An 18,204-nucleotide genomic window follows, 5' to 3' on the forward strand; every position below is an offset into this window, starting at 1 on the left:
ACCGCACGCGAGGATGTCGGACGACTTCGACTCCTGCCGCCGCTACTCCCTATCTTCCTTTTGTTCATAGCGATTTTGCTCACGCCGGTCGCGCCGGTCAACGTCACCCATGGGCTCTACCGCATCGACACACCCGCCTACTCGATCAGCCACCCGGACATCGAGTGCCGCAAGGACGGCACGGTCGTCACGTGCACGACTCCGGTGGCGGGCAAGGACTTGACGATTGTGCTCGACACAGCGCGGACCGAGTACCTGCGGTGCGAAGCCTCGTATGACGGGAAACCGCTAGCGTGTGCGCGCACATTCGACTACGGCCCAGGCTCGGGCCGGGTGCGGCTCGACACGTCCCTCGGTGTGTCAGCGGAGCAAGCGGCTGATCTGCGAGCCGCGGTGCCGTGGTGGACCGCCCTCATCGACGGGGACTGGATCACAGCCGCGCTCGGTCTGCTCGCCGCGCTGGCGGTGACCTCCGGGCTCCTGGCGTGGTTCTGGTCGGGAACGCCGCGCCCGGCGACGCCTCGGCGGCTGACGCGGACCGCCGTCACCGCGGTCCTGGCGTGGACCTTCCCGACGGTCTCGGGTGCTGTGCTCGCCCCGGTGAACGAGAGCCTGCTCTTCGTCCTGTTCATCCCACACTCGGTGGTGATCCCGGCCGTGATGATGGCGACTTGGCAGTGGTCGGCAGGCGGCGCGATCACGGGGGCGGTCGGCCAGCGGGTGCGGCACGTCGCGCTAGCGGTGGTGGCCACCCTTGTCTACGGCGCGGCGATGACCCTGTGGCTGTCAATCGCGGCGGGCTTCCCGGACTAGTACCTCGATCGGTCCGAGGAAGTTCGCCAGAGGTTCGCCCATGGCGACACACTTACAACGATCACGGCGATTGAGACTCGATGTCCCACGGATTCAGCACGCGGACTCCGGTGTCGACGAAGTCCTCGGTGTTTCGGGTGGCCAGGCGTACGTTATGGCGCCGACAGATCGCGGCGATCTGCGCGTCAGCCATGCTGATCGGCAGGCCACCGCGCTCGCGTGCCGCGGAGATCGCCGTGACGAAACGTCGTCAGCCGGGTACTGATCAACCCACTTGACAACGCTTTCATCCGGAACGTTCCGCATCAACTCGGAGACGACGTTGGTATCGAGAACGATCACTCAGGAAGTTCCGCTGCACGTGCGACCTCAGTCCGCGGCGGAGGCTCAACCGCCATATCGCCAGCGTCGGCGAACCGCTGGCGGATCCGTGTTGCCATGCCCGATCCTGACGTTCGCCTGGTCAGCACCGAGCTGAGAATCGCGCGAACTTCGGCTTCCATCGAACGACCGTGTTCGGCGGCCCGAATCCTCAGTTCGGCCTTCAGATCATCATCGAAATCCCGAATCGTAAACGTCGCCACTGCCCACCTCCAATGCCAGCACTGCTGTCAATGCTCGCACTTCTTGGGTTTGCTTGACGCCCCTCAGTCAGCCCTCGGCGGCGAGTTGGCCGCAGGCGGCGGCGATTTCCTGGCCTCGGGTGTCACGCACCGTGCACGCGACTCCGCCCGCGTTGACCCGGCGGACGAACTCGCGCTCGACCGGCTTCGGGGCCGCGTCCCACTTCGAGCCCGGGGTCGGGTTCAACGGGATCACGTTCACGTGGACCAACTGGCCCAGATGCTTACGCAAGCGCTTCGCCAGGAGGTCGGCTCGCCAAGGCTGGTCGTTGATGTCCCTGATCAAGGCGTACTCGATCGAGACCCGGCGACCGGAGACGTCGGCGTAGTGACGAGCCGCTTCCAACACCTCGTCCACCGCCCAGCGGTTGTTCACCGGCACAAGCGTGTCGCGCAACTCGTCGTCCGGAGTGTGCAGTGACACCGCCAAACGAACCTGCATCTTCTCGTCCGCCAGCTTGCGGATCGCGGGAGCCAACCCGACCGTCGACACCGTCACCGACCGCTGCGAGATACCCAGACCCTCAGGCGCCGGATCACAGATGCGATGGACCGCCTCGACCACACGCTTGTAGTTCGCCAGAGGTTCGCCCATGCCCATGAAGACGATGTTGGACAGCCTGCCCGGCCCACCCGGCAGCTCACCGTCGCGCATCGCGGCGGCGCCCATGCGGACCTGGTCGACGATCTCGGCGGTGGACAGGTTGCGGGTGAGACCGGCCTGGCCGGTGGCGCAGAACGGGCAGGCCATCCCGCAGCCCGCCTGGCTGGAGATACACAGCGTCGCGCGGTCCGGGTAGCGCATGAGGACGCTCTCGATGAGCGTGCCGTCGTGGGCGCGCAGCAGGGTCTTGCGGGTGGTGCCCTCGTCGCAGGTGACCTTGCGAATCACGGTGAACAGGGTCGGCATGAGGTCGCTGACCAGCTTGTCCCGGCTCGCGGCGGGGATGTCGGTCATGGCGTCGGGGTCGACGGTCAGCCTGCTGAAGTAGTGGTTGGCCAGTTGGGCGGCGCGGAAGGGCTTCTCACCCAGCTCGATCACGGCGTCGCGGCGTTCGGCGGGGCTGAGGTCGACCAGGTGCCGCGGCGGCAGACCGCGGCGCGGGGCGTCGAAGACGAGAGGGAGGGCAGTCATAACCGCTCCAGTGTCTCATGGGCGGCTGACGAGCCAGAACATCACCGGACCGGCACCCACAGCCCCGTCCGCCTGACCGCCTGAGTCCGCGCCCACGCCCGGCTGGCCCGCCATACCAGGCGTGGATAGATTGGGAAGCCGCCGACGACTCGGGATGTGCCATGCCGCAGCCAGAAGGTCAGGAACTAGCTGAGATCCGCGCGCGCCGCGACGAGCTGCGGGAGCGCTACCTGCGTTCCGGGCAGACCACGACGGTCCGCGGCATCCACCATCTGGCGCTGATCTGCCGGGATGTCGAGGAGACCATCCGCTTCTACCAGGACCTGCTCGGGTTCCCGCTGGTCGAGCTGGTGGAGAACCGTGACTACGCCGGGTCCAGCCACTTCTTCTTCGACATCGGCAACCGCAACCTGCTCGGCTTCTTCGACTTCCCCGGCCACGACCACCCGCCCTTCACCGAGACCATCGGCGGCGTCCAGCACCTGGCGATCTCGGTGTCGGCGGAGATGTTCGCTGCGGCCAAGACGAAGCTCGACGACGCGGGCATCGAGTACCTCGGGCCCGATCGCGGCGTCGAGGACAGCGTGTACTTCCGCGATCCGAACGGGGTCGGGCTGGAGCTCTACCGAGAGCAGCTGGGTGTGTTCGATGGGATCAAGCTGCTCGACTGACCCGCGTTCACTGGCTGAACCAGCGCCGCAGCCGTGATCGCCGAACCGGCTCCCGCCGCAGCGCGGTGCGCGCGCAATCGGGACATGGGGGCCGTGGGACACAGGCCGACGGCGCCTCGACGACCGCCGACCCGCACAGCGTGCGGTGCAGCCCGTCGCGGGTTCGGTGCAGGACGAGCACACCGTGGTCGAGTCCGTCGTCCACACACGTGATCCAGTCGACCTCGGCGATTCCAACACCCACAGCGACACCCCTCTCGACCGGATTCGTCCATGATCGCCTGTGGACACCCGGTTCGGGGCATGTCACTTGGTCATAACTCTGACGATCACCGCCACCAAGTTGCGATATCGTCCCCCACCTGCGAGAACGACAGTAGGACTCGACCGAACGGGCGTATCGCGCCGTTCGTATGACGGAGGACGCCCCGCGACGTGACCGGTCAGGAGAACCACGACGAGGCCGCGCGGTCGCTGACGACCCGGGCCCGGGAACTGCTCGCCATCGCCCACAGCGGCGCCCCGGACCTGCCCTGGGTGGCCGCCGAGCTGGCCACGCTGGCCGTGGAGGTCGGCGCCCACTCCGATCCGGTCGAGGCGGGCGCGGTGCACCGGGCGCTGGCGGCCACGACGCTGATCAGCCCGGAGACCGCCCGCGCGGGCGCGAACCTGCTCGACCGGCTCATCGAGTTCGCCGGGGCCCAAGGGTTTCCGCTGCTGCTGGCCAGCGGGCACGCGCTGCGCGGGACCGCCGCGCTCATGATCGACCCCCATGCCTTCCTCCCCACCGACGCCGCCGCCGCGCTGTCGATCATCGACGACGACCGCGCGCAGGCGGCCGACTTGCCCGCCCCGGTCCGGGCCCGCCAGCTGGCGCAGGCGCTGAGCGACATCGCGATCCTGCTCTGTGCCCTGGGCATGTTCGAGGTGGCCGACGAGATGTTCCGGCGTGGGCGGCGCAAACTCATCGGCCACGCCGACCAACACGACACGGTCACCTACCAGCTCAACCGGGTCGAGGTGCTCGTGCGCTGGGGTCTGCAGGCCGAGCAGCACCACGACCCGGACGCCGCGCGCCGCCGGTTCGCCGGTGCCGCCCGCGCCGCGACCGCGGCCGAGAACGCCATGGCGCACAGCTTCTATCCGGGCACCGAGACGACCGCGGCCCGCACCGAACCGATCATCGCGGTCGCCCACGCGCTGCGCGATCCCGGCGCGGACCACCTTGACCTGCTGACCGAATGGCTCGACCGCACGCTGCGCGCCGACGACCGCGCACTGCTGTCCCTCGCCAGGGCCCGGTGCCTGGCCGAGACCGGTCGCCGGGACGCCGCGGCCGCCGCGCTCCGGCTGGCGGCACTGGGTCCCGCGCCGGTCGAGTCGCTGCTACGGCAGATGGTGCACGGCGAGCTCGCCAGGATGACCGCGACCGCCGTCCGCGACGAGGGCTGGCGCAGCTACGCCAGCCAACTCGAAGCCGAGTTGCGCGCCCAGCACGCCACCCGGCTGAGCACGCTGCGCAAGGCCGTCGAACACGCGACCCTGGAGCGCGCGCACACCGCCTTGCTGCGCAGCGCGAGCCTCGACCCGCTCACCGGGCTGCCACACCGGGCCGCGCTGGAGACGCTGCTCAGCACCCTGGTCGAGTCCGCCGACTCGCCGTTCGCGGTCGCGCTGATCGACCTCGACCGGTTCAAGTGGGTCAACGACACCCACTCCCACTTGCACGGCGACGAGGTGCTCAAAGCGGTGGCGACCGCGCTGCGGCACGGACTGCGCGACTCCGACGTGCTGGCCCGCTACGGCGGCGACGAGTTCGTCGCCGTCCTGTCCCAGATCGACCAGCACGACGCCATGTCCGTGCTGAACCGCATGCGCGCCACGGTCTGCGCGCTGCCCGAACCAGTCGGCCGAGGCGTCACGGTGTCGGTCGGCGTGGTCGCCCCACACCCGGGCGAACCCGCCGCGGCGGTGCTCCGCCGCGCCGATCGGGCGATGTACGTGGCGAAGCGGGCGGGCGGCGACCAGGTCCGCTCGGCGTGAGTCAGCCGGTCGACGGCGGTGGAGGTACCGCCGTCGACCGGTCGCAGACCCAACTCAGGGCGCGGTGTAGCCCAGCGTGTAGCCGCCGGATCCGCTGTACGCGTGGATCCGGTAGCGGTACCGGCCCGCTGTCCCGGTGTAGGTCACCTTCTCGTCGGCCGCCGAAGTGGCGCCGCTGGCCACGTTCGACCACGCGCTGCCGTTCCACTTCTGCAGATACAGGTCGAAGTCGGTGCCGTTCGGACCATCCAGGCAGGCCTTGTGCTCCCCGGAAACCGTTGTCTCGTAATAGTTGTTGTCCGGCTGGTAGGCGTTGCCACCCGAGGCCAGCGTGCCGGTCTTGGTCACCTGGTATCCGGCGCAGCCGGTCGGCGGAGGCGTGCCGCCGAGGTTCAGGCTCCACGTGCGCAGGGTGCCGGTGTCGCCGGAGGCCGCGTCCTGGACGCGCAGAGTCCACGTGCCGTTGGCGGTCTCGCCGGACAGGTTCGCCGTGTAGTCGCGGATGACGTTGTCCGTGGCTCCCCCGGTCCGGTTGTGCAGCACGTAGGTCGAACCGTCCGGCGCGACCAGGGTGATGACTAGATCCCCCTGGTAGGTGTGCAGGATGTCGACGTGCACGGCGCTGGTCGCCGACGGCGTCGCGGAGCAACCCGCGATCGTGATCGCGCTCTCGACGGTCGCCTGATCGGGGATGGCGACCGGCGTCGCGTTGGTGCCCGAACATCCACCGGTGCCGCTCACCACCAGCGAGTACGCCGCCGTCTTCGTTCCGCTCGTCCCCGCGGCCGAGATCGTCACCGGGTAGGTGCCCGGCGGCGTGGTCGTCGAGGTGGCCACGGTGAGCGTCGACGACGCCCCGGATGTGACCGAGGTGGGCGCGAAAGTCGCGGTCGCGCCCGCGGGCAGACCGGACGCGGACAACGTCACCGTCTGCGCGCTGCCGCTCGTCGTGGTCGTGTTGACCGTCGCTGTGGCCGACCCGCCGGGTGCGACCGTGCCGCTGGACGGCGCGACCGCGACCGAGAAGTCGTTGCCCGGCTGGGAAAGCCCGGTCACCGGCAGGGTGAGCGTGCTCAGCCCGGGTGCCAGACGCAACGTCGTACCGGCCGTCGGCCGCAGGGTGTAGTCATAGTCGGTGGAGATCACCACGAGCCCGATGCGGTGGCCCGACGCGAAGACGTAGTCCTTCGGCTGCATCTTGAACGTGAGGTCGTACTCGGTGCCCTGGACGAGCGCCGAGCCCGACGTGATGTCGGTGCGGTTCTGCGGGTCCAGCCAGCCGCGGGTGACGATCACCGGCGAGGAGCCGCCGTAGTCGACGAGCAGCGCGGTCAGGTTGGCGTCCTTGCGGTTCTCCACCGCCATCCGCAGCGACACCCTCGGGGCGCCGGAGAGCTTCGCCGCCGAGGTCAAGGTGCTACCTCGGTAGATCAGCCTGCTGCCGTTGGCGCTGTCCGGGCTCGCGACCAGCGTCGAGGCCGTGGAGGTGCGGCCGTTGTCGGTGAAGGTCTGCTTGACCTCACCGCCCGCGCCGAACGACAGCGTGCCGGGCGCGGTGGCCGAGGTGGCGCCGAGCCGCAGCGTCACGTCGCGGGCCGCCGGGTCGGGCCAGTCGGCGTAGGTCTGCCAGGTGCCGTCCGGGAACTGCACGTCGGCCTTGGGCTCGGTCATGATCCCGTTGTCGATGCCCTTGAGGTGGTGGTCGAACCACCGCAGCACCGTGGCCTGATAGTCCGAACGCGACGGTGCGGCGTGGCCGCCGCGGTGCAGCCAGATCTTGCGCGGCACGTTGTTCGCCTTGAGCGCGTCCCACCACTGGGCGTACTGCATGCTCTTGACGTTCCAGTCCGCCTGGCCGTGCATGACGAACACGCCCGCGGTGACCTTGTTCGCGTCGCGCACATAGTCGCGCTGCTGCCAGAACGGGGTGAAGTCGCCGGTGACCCGGTCCTGGTTGCTGGTGATCGAGGCGAGCTGCGAGGTGCACGCCTGCCGACCGAGGACGGCCTTGGCGAGCACGTCGGCGTCCTCGCCCTGGTATCCGCCCGGCGCCACGACGAGCCCGTTGGCCCGGTAGTAGTCGTACCAGCTGGAAATCGCGGCGATGGGCACGATGGCCTTGAGCCCTGGCACGCCCGCCGCGGCGGCGGCGTTGGGCAGCGTGCCGTTGTAGGAGATGCCGATCATGCCGACGTTGCCGGTGCTCCAGGTGGCGTTGACCTGGGTGCCCGCGGCGTTGTAGCCCTTCGCCCTGCCGTTGAGCCAGTCGATGACCGCGGTGGTGCCGATCGTCTCGTTGCGGTCGCCCGAGGTCGGGCAGCCGTCGGAGTCGCCGGTGCCGATGCTGTGGCCCATGACCACGGCGTAGCCGCGCGGGACGAAGTAGTCGTCGTACCAGTCCGGAAGATCCGGCGTCGCCTTGGCCACCCTGGCGCCCTCGGCATCGGTCGACGCCACGCCGAAGATGCCTTCCTGGGGAAGGCGGTCGACGTTGGGGTTGTAGTTCGTGGCGGGCTTGAGGCCCTTGGCGTACGGGCTGTGTTCGAACACGACGGGAACGCGGGATCCGTCGGTGGGGCGGGACACGTCGATGGCGACGCGGTCGAGGCGGCCGTTGTTGTCGGTGTCGACCGTCGTCTCGACGTAGACCCGTTCCTCGACCATGGCAGATGAGCTGTCTTGGCGTGCGTATGCGGCGGTGGTGGCTAAGGGCACACCAACGGCGATCAACGCGACGGCCAACACAGCGCGGGGCAGGGACCGCATGTGTGGCTCCTTCGAATGCAGGGACACCAGACATCCAGAACCCGGACCCGCGGTCAATACGCCGAATGGCACCCGCGATTAACAGTGAACCCGATCAGTCGCAATTGGACACACTCTGACCTGCGACTTTGATCTGTCGTGGTCGCGACGCACGCCACCGCGACCACCGGCCCCCCATGTCTCCTCCGAAGCGTCGCACCCACGATCGGTTCCGACGATGCTCGACTCAAAAATTTGGCGTTGCATCGCGATAGGTTCCGATATATCGTTGAGCTATCGCGAGCGACCGCTTGCGACAACCTGAACCCAGGAGACAAGAATGCGTACGAGTTTTGGACCCAGGCGTCACGGACGACGCCACTACCGCCACGTCGAGCACCACGACTTCGACATGGACTTCGCCCCGGAGGCCGACATGACCCCGCCGTTCCCGCCGACGCCCCCCTTCCCCCCGGGCTTCGGCGGACGGCGGCACGGCGGCCACCGCGGGCCGGGTGGGCGCCAGCGCCGCGGCGACGTCCGCGCCGCCCTGCTCACCCTGCTGACCGACCGGCCGATGCACGGCTACGAGATGATCCAGGAGATCGCCCAGCGCAGTGGCGGCTTCTGGAAGCCCAGCCCCGGCTCGGTCTACCCGACCCTGCAGCTGCTGGCCGACGAGGGCCTGGTCCGCGCGGCCGACGGCGACGGCGGCAAGCGTCTGTTCGAGCTGACCGACGAGGGCCGCACGGCCGTGGCGAACCTGGGCGGAACCGCGCCGTGGGACCACGTCACCGCCGGTGTCGACCCGTCCGAGGTCAGCCTGCGCGGCGCGATGACGCAGCTCACCGCCGCGGTCATGGGCGTGTCCCAGGCCGCGAGCCCACGGCAGAAGACCAGGGCGATCGAGATCATCAACGAGGCCCGGCGCGAGCTCTACGCCGTCCTCGGCTCAGCCGACTCGGATTTCGACTAGCCCGCCTCCCCGGAATTCAAGGGTTGTCGCCTTGTCGGACTCCAGTACGGGAATGCGGGCACCGTGGTGCGGCGCCGTCACGGTCCCCTTAGGTCACGAGAGCAGCCCCACCGGCTTGCGGCGGACTAGGACGCGGTAGCCCACCGGGAATTCCAGGCCAGGCACCTCGTCGATGGCGCGCTGCGCGACGCGGGCGGAGAACTCGATCCGCAGCACCGCCGCCAGCGTCCGGCGATCCGGGAACCGCCACACCGTGGTGACCCGGTGCCGGTCGAACCCCTTCAGGTCGAAGAACTTGTCGACCTCGACCGGGTCGTACGTCGGCAGATCGGCCCGCAGCCACGGGCCGTAGGGCTCGCTGAGCCCGTCCAAGTCGATGATCACCAGCGCACCGCCGGGCCGCAGCACGCGGTCGGCCTCACGCAGCCCTGGGTCGCAACCCGGGCCGAAGAAGTACGCCGTTCTGGCGTGCACCACATCCACACTGGCGTCACCCAGCGGCAGGTCCTGCGCCGACCCGGTGACGACCCTGACCTGGGGCAGCCCCGCGATCCGGACGCGGGCCCGCTCCACCAGCGGAGGGTGCGGCTCCACGCCCAGCACGGACCGCGCCGTCTCGGCGAACCTCGGCAGGTGGAACCCGTCGCCGCAGCCGACGTCGACCACTTCGCCGGACCAGTCGCACAGGCCGCCGAGGAACCGCCACAGGGTTCCGTCGGCGTCCTGGCCGCGGTTCTCGGCCTCGTAGACCTGCGGAAAGTGCCAGATATTCGGGCTCGGCACGATCTCCGACGGGCGCAACCGCCCCAACGCCCTGGAAATCACGCCCATAACAACCAGGAAACCACAGGCCGTCACCTAAGGGGACCGTGACGGCGGCTGACCACGGTAATCACCTTGCCGCACATTCCGCATCGGTGACCAACCATAGAAATTCCGGGGAGGCTGGCGAGTCAGGCTGGGACAAAGAGGCGAAGCAGGAGCCAGGACACCACGGCGGACGGCAACAAGGAGTCCATGCGGTCCATCAGACCGCCATGTCCGGGCAGCAGCGTGCCCATGTCCTTGATGCCCAGATCCCGCTTGATCACCGACTCCACCAGGTCGCCCAAGGTGGCGGTGGCGACGATGGCGGCGCCGAACAGCACGCCCTGCCACACCTGCCCGCCGAGCATCAGGTGCACGGTGAGCGCGCCCGCGGTGATGCCCGCGACCAGCGACCCGCAGAAGCCCTCCCAGGACTTCTTCGGGCTGATCGTCGGCGACATCGGGTGCTTGCCGAACAGCACGCCCGCGATGTAGCCGCCGGTGTCGGAGCTGACCACGAGGATCATGAAGCACAGCACGCGCGCCGTGCCGTCGGCCGGGACCACCAGCATCGCGGCGAACGAGGCGAAGAGCGGCACGTAGGCGGCGGTGAACACCGACGCCGTGGTGTCGCGCAGATAGCCATCGACGCCGCCGCGGAAACGCCACAGCAGGCAGGCCAGGATCGTCAGGACGAACGCGGTGAGCAGGCCGTCGCGGCCTAGCGGCCACGACAGCCACACCATCGCCTGGCCGCCGATCAACACCGGCCACAGTGCCACGTCCAGGCCCGCGCCGCGCTTGAGCGCGCCCACCAGTTCCCAGGTGGCCACCGCCACCGCGACCGCGACGATCCCGATGAACACGTGCCGAACGGTGAGCAGGGCGAGCAGGATCGCTCCGCCCAGCACCACCCCGACGGCGATCGCCGCGGGCAGGTTGCGGCCCGCGCGCGACGCCTTCGTCTCCCCTGTGGTCACCGGGGCGCTCCCGACAGATTCATGCTCCAGCTCCCCAACGGGCCCGGCCACCATCGAAGTACTCCTCACGCAGCTGTTCGAGGTCAGACCTCGAGCAGCTCCGCTTCCTTGTGCTTGACCAGTTCGTCGACCTGGCCGACGTACTTGTCGGTGAGGTGCTGCAGTTCCTTCTCCGCGCGCGCGACGTCGTCCTCGCCGGACTCGCCGTCCTTGACCAGGCGGTCGAGCTCTTCCTTGGCCTTGCGGCGGACGTTGCGGATGGAGATCTTGGCGTCCTCACCCTTGGTCTTGGCGACCTTGACCATCTCCCGGCGGCGCTCCTCGGAGAGCTGCGGGATGGAGATGCGGATGATCGTGCCGTCGTTGCTCGGGTTCACCCCGAGGTCGGAGTCGCGGATCGCCTTCTCGATGGCGTTGAGCTGGCTGACGTCGTAGGGCTTGACGACCGCCAGCCGCGCCTCGGGGATCGCCACGCTCGCCAGCTGGTTGAGCGGGGTCATCGACCCGTAGTACTCGATGTGGATCCGGGCGAACATCGCGGGGGTGGCGCGACCGGTGCGGACGGAGTTCATGTCCTCCTTGGCCACCGACACCGCTTTTTCCATCTTTTCCTCGGCGTCGAGGAGTGTCTCGTCGATCAAGGGGGTGCTCCTTATAAGCAGTGGGTCACGCTGGTCAGTTAGTCGGCGTACTGACTAGCGTGCCGATCCTCTCACCACGCACCGCGCGCGCGATGTTCCCCTCCGTCAGAAGGTTGAACACGATGATCGGCATGTTGTTGTCCATGCAGAGGCTGAACGCCGTCGCGTCGGCCACCTTGAGGCCGCGTTCGAGCACCTCGCGGTGGGTGATGTCGGTGAACATCTTCGCGTTCGGATCGAGCTTGGGGTCGGCGTCGTAGACCCCGTCGACCGCCTTGGCCATCAGCACCACGTCGCAGCCGATCTCCAGCGCGCGCTGCGCGGCGGCGGTGTCGGTCGAGAAATAGGGCATGCCGACGCCGCAGCCGAAGATGACCACACGGCCCTTCTCCAGGTGCCGCTCGGCGCGGCGCGGGATGTAGGGCTCGGCGACTTGGCCCATTGTGATGGCCGTCTGCACCCGTGTGTCGATGCCTTCCTTCTCCAGGAAGTCCTGGAGGGCAAGGCAGTTCATCACCGTGCCGAGCATGGCCATGTAGTCGGCGCGGTCGCGGTCCATGCCGCGCTGGCTGAGCTCGGCGCCGCGGAAGAAGTTGCCGCCACCGATGACGATCGAGGTCTGCACCCCGCCGCGCACGATGTCGGCGATCTGCCGGGCAACGGCATAGACGACGTTGGGGTCGACCCCGACCTCGCCGCCGCCGAACATCTCGCCGCCGAGTTTGAGCAGTACCCGGCGGAAGCTGCCGTTCTGCGTCACGTAGACACCCTCCTCGTGACTATGCCCCGCCCCCGGGAACTCCGGGGACGGGGCATAACCCTAGTCACTTAATCGCTTTGCGCAGGTCAGGCCTGGCCGACCTCGAAGCGGGCGAACCGGGTGACGGTGACACCGGCCTCGTCCAGCACGGCCTTGACCGACTTCTTGGAGTCGACGACCGAGGACTGCTCGATCAGCACGACGTCCTTGTAGAAGCCGTTGACGCGACCCTCGACGATCTTGGGCAGCGCCGCCTCCGGCTTGCCCTCCTCGCGCGCGGTCTCCTCGGCGATGCGGCGCTCGGTGGCCACGACGTCGGCCGGGACCTCGTCGCGGGTGACGTAGCGCGGCTTCATGGCGGCGATCTGCATGGCGACCGCGCGGGCCACCTCCTCGCCGTCGCCGGTGAACTCGACCAGGACGCCAACGGCGGGCGGCAGGTCGGAGGCGCGGCGGTGCAGGTAGGTGGCGGCGGTGCCCTCGAAGACGACGACCCGGCGCAGTTCGAGCTTCTCGCCGATCTTGGCGGAGAGGTTGTGCACGGCCTCGCCGACGGTGGAGCCGTCGAGGTCGGCGGCCTTGAGCAGCTCGACGTCGGTGGCCTTGGCGGCCTTGGCGACGGCGACGATCTTGTCGGCCAGTTCCTGGAACTCGGCGTTCTTGGCGACGAAGTCGGTCTCGCAGTTGAGCTCGACCATGACGCCGCCGTCAGCGGCGACCAAGCCCTGGGCGGTGGAGCGCTCGGCGCGCTTGCCCACGTCCTTGGCACCCTTGATGCGCAGGATCTCAACGGCCTTCTCGAAGTCGCCGTCGGTCTCGGTCAGCGCCTTCTTGCAGTCCATCATTCCGGCGCCGGTCAGGTCCCGGAGCTTCTTGACGTCGGCCGCGGTGAAGTTCGACATCGTGCGTTTTCCGTCCTTCTTCGGTTACGCGCGTTCTGCGGTGTTTGTGGCACGACGCCCGCCCGGACGGTGAGGTCCGGGCGGGCACCGTGAGCCGAGATCAGGACTCGGTCGGGGTCTCGGTCACGGCCTCGGCTTCGACCGCGACGGCGGGCTCGCCGTCAGCGGGGGCGGAGGCGGGGGCGGCCGCGGGGGTCTCCGCACCGGCGAGCAGCTCCTGCTCCCACTCGGCCAGCGGCTCGCTGCCCGCGCCCACCTCGGGCTTGTCCGACCCGTTGCGCGCACCGGAGCGCGCGATGAGCCCGGCGGCGGCGGCCTCGGCCACCACCTTGGTCAGCAGCGCGGCGGAGCGGATCGCGTCGTCGTTGCCCGGGATCGGGTAGTCGACCTCGTCCGGGTCACAGTTGGTGTCGAGGATCGCCACGATCGGAATGTTCAGCTTGCGCGCCTCGCCGACGGCGATGTGCTCCTTCTTGGTGTCCACGATCCAGATGGCGCTGGGAACGCGCGCCATGTCGCGGATACCGCCGAGGGTGCGCTCCAGCTTGTCCTTCTCGCGGGTCAGCATCAGGATCTCTTTCTTGGTGAGACCCTGGAAGCCACCGGTCTGCTCCATCGACTCCAGCTCCTTGAGGCGCTGAAGACGCTTGTGCACGGTGGAGAAGTTGGTGAGCATGCCGCCCAGCCAGCGCTGGTTCACGAAGGGCATGCCGACGCGGAGAGCCTCGTTGGCGATCGCTTCCTGCGCCTGCTTCTTGGTGCCGACGAACAGGATCGAGCCACCGTGCGCGACGGTCTCCTTGACGAACTCGTACGCGCGGTCGATGTAGGTCAGCGTCTGCCGCAGGTCGATGATGTAGATACCGTTGCGGTCGGTGAGGATGTAGCGCTTCATCTTCGGGTTCCAGCGGCGGGTCTGGTGCCCGAAGTGCACGCCGGAATCCAGCAACTGCTTCATGGTGACGACGGCCATGGCCGGGTTCGCACCTCTTCATTTCGGGCGCACCCTGGCTGTTGGGCCGGGCACGCGATCTCGGTTGTCGCGACCGGCCATGGTGGCCTGTCGCCCTGGTGCAGTGCGGGCGCCCGAACCCGCTGGTCAAGAGCCCACCAACGAGACCGCCGAGCACCCAAGATTCGCCACGGCCCGTTCACCGAACAGCCGCGGACGCGCACTGGCACGCGAAGTCACCCCATGTCGCCACGGGACGCGGACAGAAGTGTACGCCGCGAGGGCACCGAACCGAGAACCGGAGCCCCGGGTTATCCACATCCCCGAATCCATCCACACCCGCGTGCGGAGTGGTGGCCACCCGGATCCACTATCGGGAACCTGGACACATGGCCTCTGACCAGCCCCGACTCCGTCTTCCCACGATCATCGCGCTGCTCGCGCTCGTCTTGGCGTGGCTCATCCCCAGCCACCCCGCCCAGACCGACCCCGCCCTGGTCGCTCAGCAGGTTCTTGTTCCTTCCCGCCGTGACCCCGACGGCGGCCGGTTCACCTGGCCGCTGGGTCCACCGCGCGAGGTCGTGCACCCGTTCCGGGCGCCGCCCCACCCTTACGGCCCAGGCCATCGAGGCGTCGACCTGGCCGGGCCCGAGGGCGCGCCCGTGTTCGCGGCCGGGGACGGTGTGGTGGTGTTCGCCGGGTGGGTCGTGGATCGGGGTGTTGTCTCCGTCGACCACGATCCCGACCTCCGCACGACCTACGAGCCCGTCACCCCGACCGTCACGGTGGGCGCCCGGGTGCGGCGCGGCGAGCAGATCGCGGTGCTCGTGGCAGGCCACGGGAACTGCGCGGACCCCTGTCTGCACTGGGGCCTGCGTCGTGATCCCGACTACCTGGATCCGCTGATGCTGCTGTGCGGCGGGCGAGTGCGCCTGCTGCCCTTAGACCTCGGCGGCCTCGAGCAGCTTGGCCCGCAGGCGCAGCACCGCTCGGGTGTGCAGCTGGCAGACCCGCGACTCGGTGACGCCGAGGACGCGGCCGATCTCGGCGAGGGTGAGGTTCTCGAAGTAGTAGAGGGTGACGACCACGCGGTCGCGCTCGGCCAGCCGCCCGATGGCCTCGGCGAGCTGGCGGCGGTTGTCCTGGTCGACAAGCAGCGCCACCGGATCCTCGGCGGCCTCGTCCTCCAGCGTGTCGGCCAGCGAGGTCGCGCCCCGCCCGGCGGCGGCCAGTTCGTCGAGTGCGACGACGCTGGTGAGCTGGAGCTGGGCATAGACGTCGCGCAGTTCGCCGACCGACAGCCCCAGCTCGGCGGCGAGCTCGCCGTCGTTCGGGGTGCGCTGCAGCTTGGCCCCGAGCCGCTCGATGCCGCGCTCGACCTCCCGGGCCCGGCCGCGCACCGCTCGGGGAACCCAGTCCTGGGCCCGCAGGTCGTCCAGGATGGCGCCGCGGATGCGCTGCATGGCGTAGGTCTCGAACTTGAGCCCGCGCTCCGGCTCGAACTTCTCGATCGCGTCGACCAGGCCGAAGATGCCGGATTGGATCAGGTCGGACACGTCGACATGGGCGGGCAACCCAGTGCCGACCCGCCCCGCGACGTACTTGACCAGCGGCGCGTAGTGCAGCACCAGCCGGTCGCGCAGACCGTGCTCGCGCCGCTCGCCGTAGCGCCGCCACAGCGCGACGATGCCTGCCTCGACATCGTCGGCGGTGCGGTTGTCGCCAGGGAGCACCCCGGAGTTCGCGCCGACCCCGAATGGGATGGCGTGGCCGTTCGCGGTGGGTCTGGACTCCGGGGACGGCGCCGCCGGTGTCCGAGATCCAGCCCCGGGTTCACCGGGAACGGGGATGGGTTCGGTCATGGATCGCCTTCAGCCGTTCGACGGTCACGTGGGTGTAGAGCTGCGTCGTTGAGAGCGTAGCGTGACCAAGTAACTCCTGGACGCTACGAAGGTCAGCACCCCCTTCGAGCAGGTGTGTTGCCGCAGAGTGACGAAGCCCGTGCGGCCCCACATCCGGCGCCCCCGACACCGCCCCGACGGCGTCGTGCACGATGCGGCGCACACTCGCAGGTTGGAGCCGTCCCCCGCGAGTACCCAGCCACACTGCCGGCGGGGAATCCTTCCGGGCAAGTGTCAGCCGTCCGTGATCGAGCCAGTTCCGCATCGCGGCCGCGGCCGGAACCCCGAACGGGACCGACCGTTCCTTGGAACCCTTGCCCATGACCCTCAGTAAGCGCCCGCTCAGGTCGATGTCGTCGACGTCGAGCCCGCACAGCTCGGACACCCGGATCCCCGTGGCGTAGAGCAGCTCCAGCAGCGCGTGATCACGCAACGCCACCGGGTCGAGCTGCTGCGCGCCCGTCTCCGAAACCCGCATCAGCTCGGCGGCCTGGTCCTGCCGCAGCACCGACGGCAACGTCCGATGCCGCACCGGCGACACCAGCCGCGCCCCAGGATCAACGGCCAAGTGCTCCCGCCGGTACGCCCACGCGGTGAACGTCCGCACCGCCGCCGCCCGCCGAGCCATCGTCGTCCGACTCGCCCCGGCCGCCAACTGCGCCGCCAGCCACCCCCGCAGCTCAGCCAAGTCCAAGCCGACGTCCCTCAGATTCCCGAGCGCGCCTTGCTCGCCGTCCGCGACAACGAGGGTGCCGCTCGGCCCTGCTTCCATTCCGAGCACGTGGCCGAGTAGCGATACCGCGTCGCCCAGGTAGGCGCGGACGGTGTGTGGGGACAGGCCGCGTTCAAGGGCCAGGTGGTGTTCGTAGTCGTCGAGTACCGCTCGTACCGGCGTGGGCAGGGCGGCGCGGATCCCGAGCAGATCGACCCTGCGCGGGCGGCTGGAGGCAGGCGGCACCCTCCTGACGCTGCGCCATCGGCGGGCTCGGGTCAAGCATCGCCACGCGGTCAAGATCGACGGTGCTGCTTCGTCGTCAAGATCGCGAGGCCAGGCGGGCGGTCCGGATCGGCGGCATGGGGGGCGATCAGGATCGGGAGCGGTGCCAGCCCTCCTCTCCGCGGACCACCAGTCCCGTCATCTCCAGCTCCGGGAGAAGCGCCCGCACTCGGGCCAGCGGCACGCCCGAGAGCGCGGCGACTCGCTCTGGGCTCAGGCCGCTGGGGCCCTTGCCGAGCGGCAAGGCCTCGTGGACGCGGAGGGCTTGGTCGCCGAGTCCGTCGGTCGTTCTCTTGGGTCGGGTTGGTTCCGGCGCGAGGTCCACGCCGACCTGGCCGACCCCTTCGAGGACCTCCGCCACCGAGCACACCACCGTCGCCGAGCCGGTGCGGAGGAGTTCGTGGCAGCCCAGCGACATCGCCGAGGTGATCGGGCCGGGCACCGCCAGCACCGTCTTGCCCAGCGCCGCCGCCGTGGAGGCGGTGTTCCGGGCGCCGCTGCGGACGCCTGCCTCGACGACCACGGTGCCCGCGCTCAGCGCGGCGATCAGCCGATTCCGTACCAGGAAACGGTGTTTGGCTGGCGGAGTCCCTGGCGGGTACTCGCTGATCACCGCTCCCGTCTCGCCGATGCGGTCGAGCAGGCGCGCGTGGCTCGCGGGGTAGCGCACGTCGACACCGCACCCGAGGACGGCGATCGTGGTGCCCTCGGCGTTCAGCGCGCCGCGGTGGGCGGCGCCGTCGATGCCGTACGCGGCACCGGATACGACGGTCATCCCGGCCTCGGCGAGGCCGTAGCCGAACTCGGCGGCCACGTGCTCGCCGTAGCCGGTCGCGGCGCGGGCGCCGATCACCGAGACCGATCGTCGCAGGGCCGAGTCGACACCGGTCGGCCCGCGAACCCACAGCGCCAGCGGTGGCGCCGCCCATCTCAAGCCCCGCGCGTGCGCGTTGCGCAAGGCGAGCAGCGGCCACTCGGGCCACTCTGGGTCTTCCGGTGTCAGCAGTCGCGCCCCGACCGCTTGCGCGGCAGCGAGATCGACGTCGACGAAGTCGGATTCTCGCCGGGCCGAGGTCTCGTCCATCACCGATCGCGGCGCCTCGCCCGCCCGGACCCGCGCGGCCGCCTCGACCGGACCGCAGACGTCGACCAAGGCCGCCAGCGCCGGGGCGGGTGGCTCGGCGACACGGAGCAGGTAGGCGCGGGCGCGGCGTGCGGGATCGTCTGTCGCCAAAGGACTCATTGATCGGACTCCAAG

At 69.4% G+C, this 18,204-nt stretch carries 18 protein-coding genes and 1 pseudogene; 5 read left to right on the forward strand and 14 right to left on the reverse strand.

Annotated features, from left to right (window positions below):
* Positions 1-75: 75 nt before the first annotated feature.
* On the forward strand, positions 76-813 hold the full coding sequence (locus BN1701_RS16795; RefSeq protein ID WP_054049957.1) for a hypothetical protein: 738 nt from the start codon (positions 76-78) through the stop codon (positions 811-813).
* A gap of 61 nt (positions 814-874) precedes the next feature.
* Here BN1701_RS16795 and BN1701_RS37865 read toward each other — a convergent pair whose 3' ends face one another.
* The 3 genes from BN1701_RS37865 to rlmN form a co-directional block, all read right to left on the reverse strand.
* On the reverse strand, positions 875-1,006 hold the full coding sequence (locus tag BN1701_RS37865; protein ID WP_255364632.1) for a hypothetical protein: 132 nt from the start codon (positions 1,004-1,006) through the stop codon (positions 875-877).
* 145 nt (positions 1,007-1,151) lie between these two features.
* Positions 1,152-1,397 carry a plasmid stabilization protein gene (locus BN1701_RS34340; RefSeq protein WP_082859892.1) on the reverse strand — a complete coding sequence of 82 codons (246 nt, stop codon included), beginning with the start codon at positions 1,395-1,397 and terminating at the stop codon, positions 1,152-1,154.
* 67 nt (positions 1,398-1,464) lie between these two features.
* Complete coding sequence (gene rlmN / locus BN1701_RS16800; protein ID WP_054049960.1) at positions 1,465-2,571, reverse strand: 23S rRNA (adenine(2503)-C(2))-methyltransferase RlmN; 1,107 nt, start codon at positions 2,569-2,571, stop codon at positions 1,465-1,467.
* 161 nt (positions 2,572-2,732) lie between these two features.
* Here rlmN and BN1701_RS16805 point away from each other — a divergent pair, with 161 nt between their 5' ends.
* Positions 2,733-3,242, forward strand: a complete 510-nt coding sequence (locus BN1701_RS16805) for a VOC family protein (protein ID WP_054049962.1) — start codon at positions 2,733-2,735, stop codon at positions 3,240-3,242.
* A 7-nt stretch (positions 3,243-3,249) separates the two neighbouring features.
* Here BN1701_RS16805 and BN1701_RS16810 read toward each other — a convergent pair whose 3' ends face one another.
* Positions 3,250-3,486 (reverse strand): hypothetical protein, encoded by a 237-nt coding sequence (locus BN1701_RS16810; protein ID WP_054049964.1) that lies wholly within the window; start codon positions 3,484-3,486, stop codon positions 3,250-3,252.
* A 191-nt stretch (positions 3,487-3,677) separates the two neighbouring features.
* Between BN1701_RS16810 and BN1701_RS16815 the strand changes: the two genes are divergently transcribed.
* The gene (locus BN1701_RS16815; protein ID WP_054049966.1) at positions 3,678-5,285 is read left to right on the forward strand and encodes a diguanylate cyclase; all 1,608 of its coding nucleotides are present in this window, start codon (positions 3,678-3,680) and stop codon (positions 5,283-5,285) included.
* Positions 5,286-5,339: 54 nt separating this feature from the next.
* On the opposite strand, the gene BN1701_RS16820 is transcribed toward BN1701_RS16815, so the two are convergent.
* Positions 5,340-8,051: a Xaa-Pro dipeptidyl-peptidase gene (locus tag BN1701_RS16820; protein WP_082859893.1), complete on the reverse strand. Its 2,712-nt coding sequence runs from the start codon at positions 8,049-8,051 to the stop codon at positions 5,340-5,342.
* A 319-nt stretch (positions 8,052-8,370) separates the two neighbouring features.
* Here BN1701_RS16820 and BN1701_RS16825 point away from each other — a divergent pair, with 319 nt between their 5' ends.
* Positions 8,371-9,006: a PadR family transcriptional regulator gene (locus BN1701_RS16825; RefSeq protein WP_082859894.1), complete on the forward strand. Its 636-nt coding sequence runs from the start codon at positions 8,371-8,373 to the stop codon at positions 9,004-9,006.
* Positions 9,007-9,099: 93 nt separating this feature from the next.
* On the opposite strand, the gene BN1701_RS16830 is transcribed toward BN1701_RS16825, so the two are convergent.
* From BN1701_RS16830 to rpsB, 6 genes are all read right to left on the reverse strand, one after another.
* Positions 9,100-9,837: a class I SAM-dependent methyltransferase gene (locus BN1701_RS16830; protein WP_054049969.1), complete on the reverse strand. Its 738-nt coding sequence runs from the start codon at positions 9,835-9,837 to the stop codon at positions 9,100-9,102.
* Between the two features lie 122 nt (positions 9,838-9,959).
* Positions 9,960-10,793 (reverse strand): phosphatidate cytidylyltransferase, encoded by an 834-nt coding sequence (locus BN1701_RS16835; RefSeq protein ID WP_231949625.1) that lies wholly within the window; start codon positions 10,791-10,793, stop codon positions 9,960-9,962.
* 83 nt (positions 10,794-10,876) lie between these two features.
* Positions 10,877-11,434, reverse strand: a complete 558-nt coding sequence (frr, locus tag BN1701_RS16840; protein ID WP_054049971.1) for a ribosome recycling factor — start codon at positions 11,432-11,434, stop codon at positions 10,877-10,879.
* A 34-nt stretch (positions 11,435-11,468) separates the two neighbouring features.
* The gene (gene pyrH / locus BN1701_RS16845) at positions 11,469-12,194 is read right to left on the reverse strand and encodes a UMP kinase (RefSeq protein WP_054049973.1); all 726 of its coding nucleotides are present in this window, start codon (positions 12,192-12,194) and stop codon (positions 11,469-11,471) included.
* 86 nt (positions 12,195-12,280) lie between these two features.
* Positions 12,281-13,096, reverse strand: coding sequence for a translation elongation factor Ts (tsf, locus tag BN1701_RS16850; RefSeq protein WP_054049974.1), 816 nt, complete (start codon positions 13,094-13,096; stop codon positions 12,281-12,283).
* 100 nt (positions 13,097-13,196) lie between these two features.
* Positions 13,197-14,069, reverse strand: coding sequence for a 30S ribosomal protein S2 (rpsB, locus tag BN1701_RS16855; protein ID WP_054049976.1), 873 nt, complete (start codon positions 14,067-14,069; stop codon positions 13,197-13,199).
* Positions 14,070-14,437: 368 nt separating this feature from the next.
* On the opposite strand from rpsB, the pseudogene BN1701_RS34345 reads away from it, so the two are divergent.
* Positions 14,438-14,890 (forward strand): annotated as a pseudogene (locus BN1701_RS34345) (murein hydrolase activator EnvC); the annotation flags it as partial.
* Positions 14,891-14,989: 99 nt separating this feature from the next.
* Here BN1701_RS34345 and BN1701_RS16860 read toward each other — a convergent pair.
* The 3 genes from BN1701_RS16860 to dprA all read right to left on the reverse strand — a co-directional run bounded on the left by BN1701_RS16860 (position 14,990) and on the right by dprA (position 18,189).
* On the reverse strand, positions 14,990-15,910 hold the full coding sequence (locus tag BN1701_RS16860) for a FliA/WhiG family RNA polymerase sigma factor (protein ID WP_054049979.1): 921 nt from the start codon (positions 15,908-15,910) through the stop codon (positions 14,990-14,992).
* Positions 15,882-16,907 (reverse strand): tyrosine recombinase XerC, encoded by a 1,026-nt coding sequence (locus BN1701_RS16865; RefSeq protein ID WP_054049981.1) that lies wholly within the window; start codon positions 16,905-16,907, stop codon positions 15,882-15,884. Before BN1701_RS16865 ends, BN1701_RS16860 begins: the two co-directional genes overlap by 29 nt.
* A 127-nt stretch (positions 16,908-17,034) precedes the next feature.
* Complete coding sequence (gene dprA / locus BN1701_RS16870; protein WP_054049983.1) at positions 17,035-18,189, reverse strand: DNA-processing protein DprA; 1,155 nt, start codon at positions 18,187-18,189, stop codon at positions 17,035-17,037.
* Positions 18,190-18,204 lie beyond the last annotated feature (15 nt).

The sequence above is a fragment of the Alloactinosynnema sp. L-07 genome (genome assembly GCF_900070365.1).
In the GTDB taxonomy this organism is placed as follows: domain Bacteria; phylum Actinomycetota; class Actinomycetes; order Mycobacteriales; family Pseudonocardiaceae; genus Actinokineospora.

Excerpts from the sequence above, each read along its gene's own strand:
- BN1701_RS37865 (WP_255364632.1), bottom strand. The coding sequence starts at position 1,006 with ATGGCTGACGCGCAGATCGCCGCGATCTGTCGGCGCCATAACGTACGC.
- rlmN (WP_054049960.1), bottom strand. The coding sequence starts at position 2,571 with ATGACTGCCCTCCCTCTCGTCTTCGACGCCCCGCGCCGCGGTCTGCCG.
- BN1701_RS16805 (WP_054049962.1), top strand. The coding sequence starts at position 2,733 with ATGCCGCAGCCAGAAGGTCAGGAACTAGCTGAGATCCGCGCGCGCCGC.
- BN1701_RS16820 (WP_082859893.1), bottom strand. The coding sequence starts at position 8,051 with ATGCGGTCCCTGCCCCGCGCTGTGTTGGCCGTCGCGTTGATCGCCGTT.
- BN1701_RS16825 (WP_082859894.1), top strand. The coding sequence starts at position 8,371 with ATGCGTACGAGTTTTGGACCCAGGCGTCACGGACGACGCCACTACCGC.
- BN1701_RS16830 (WP_054049969.1), bottom strand. The coding sequence starts at position 9,837 with ATGGGCGTGATTTCCAGGGCGTTGGGGCGGTTGCGCCCGTCGGAGATC.
- tsf (WP_054049974.1), bottom strand. The coding sequence starts at position 13,096 with ATGTCGAACTTCACCGCGGCCGACGTCAAGAAGCTCCGGGACCTGACC.
- rpsB (WP_054049976.1), bottom strand. The coding sequence starts at position 14,069 with ATGGCCGTCGTCACCATGAAGCAGTTGCTGGATTCCGGCGTGCACTTC.
- BN1701_RS16860 (WP_054049979.1), bottom strand. The coding sequence starts at position 15,910 with ATGACCGAACCCATCCCCGTTCCCGGTGAACCCGGGGCTGGATCTCGG.
- dprA (WP_054049983.1), bottom strand. The coding sequence starts at position 18,189 with ATGAGTCCTTTGGCGACAGACGATCCCGCACGCCGCGCCCGCGCCTAC.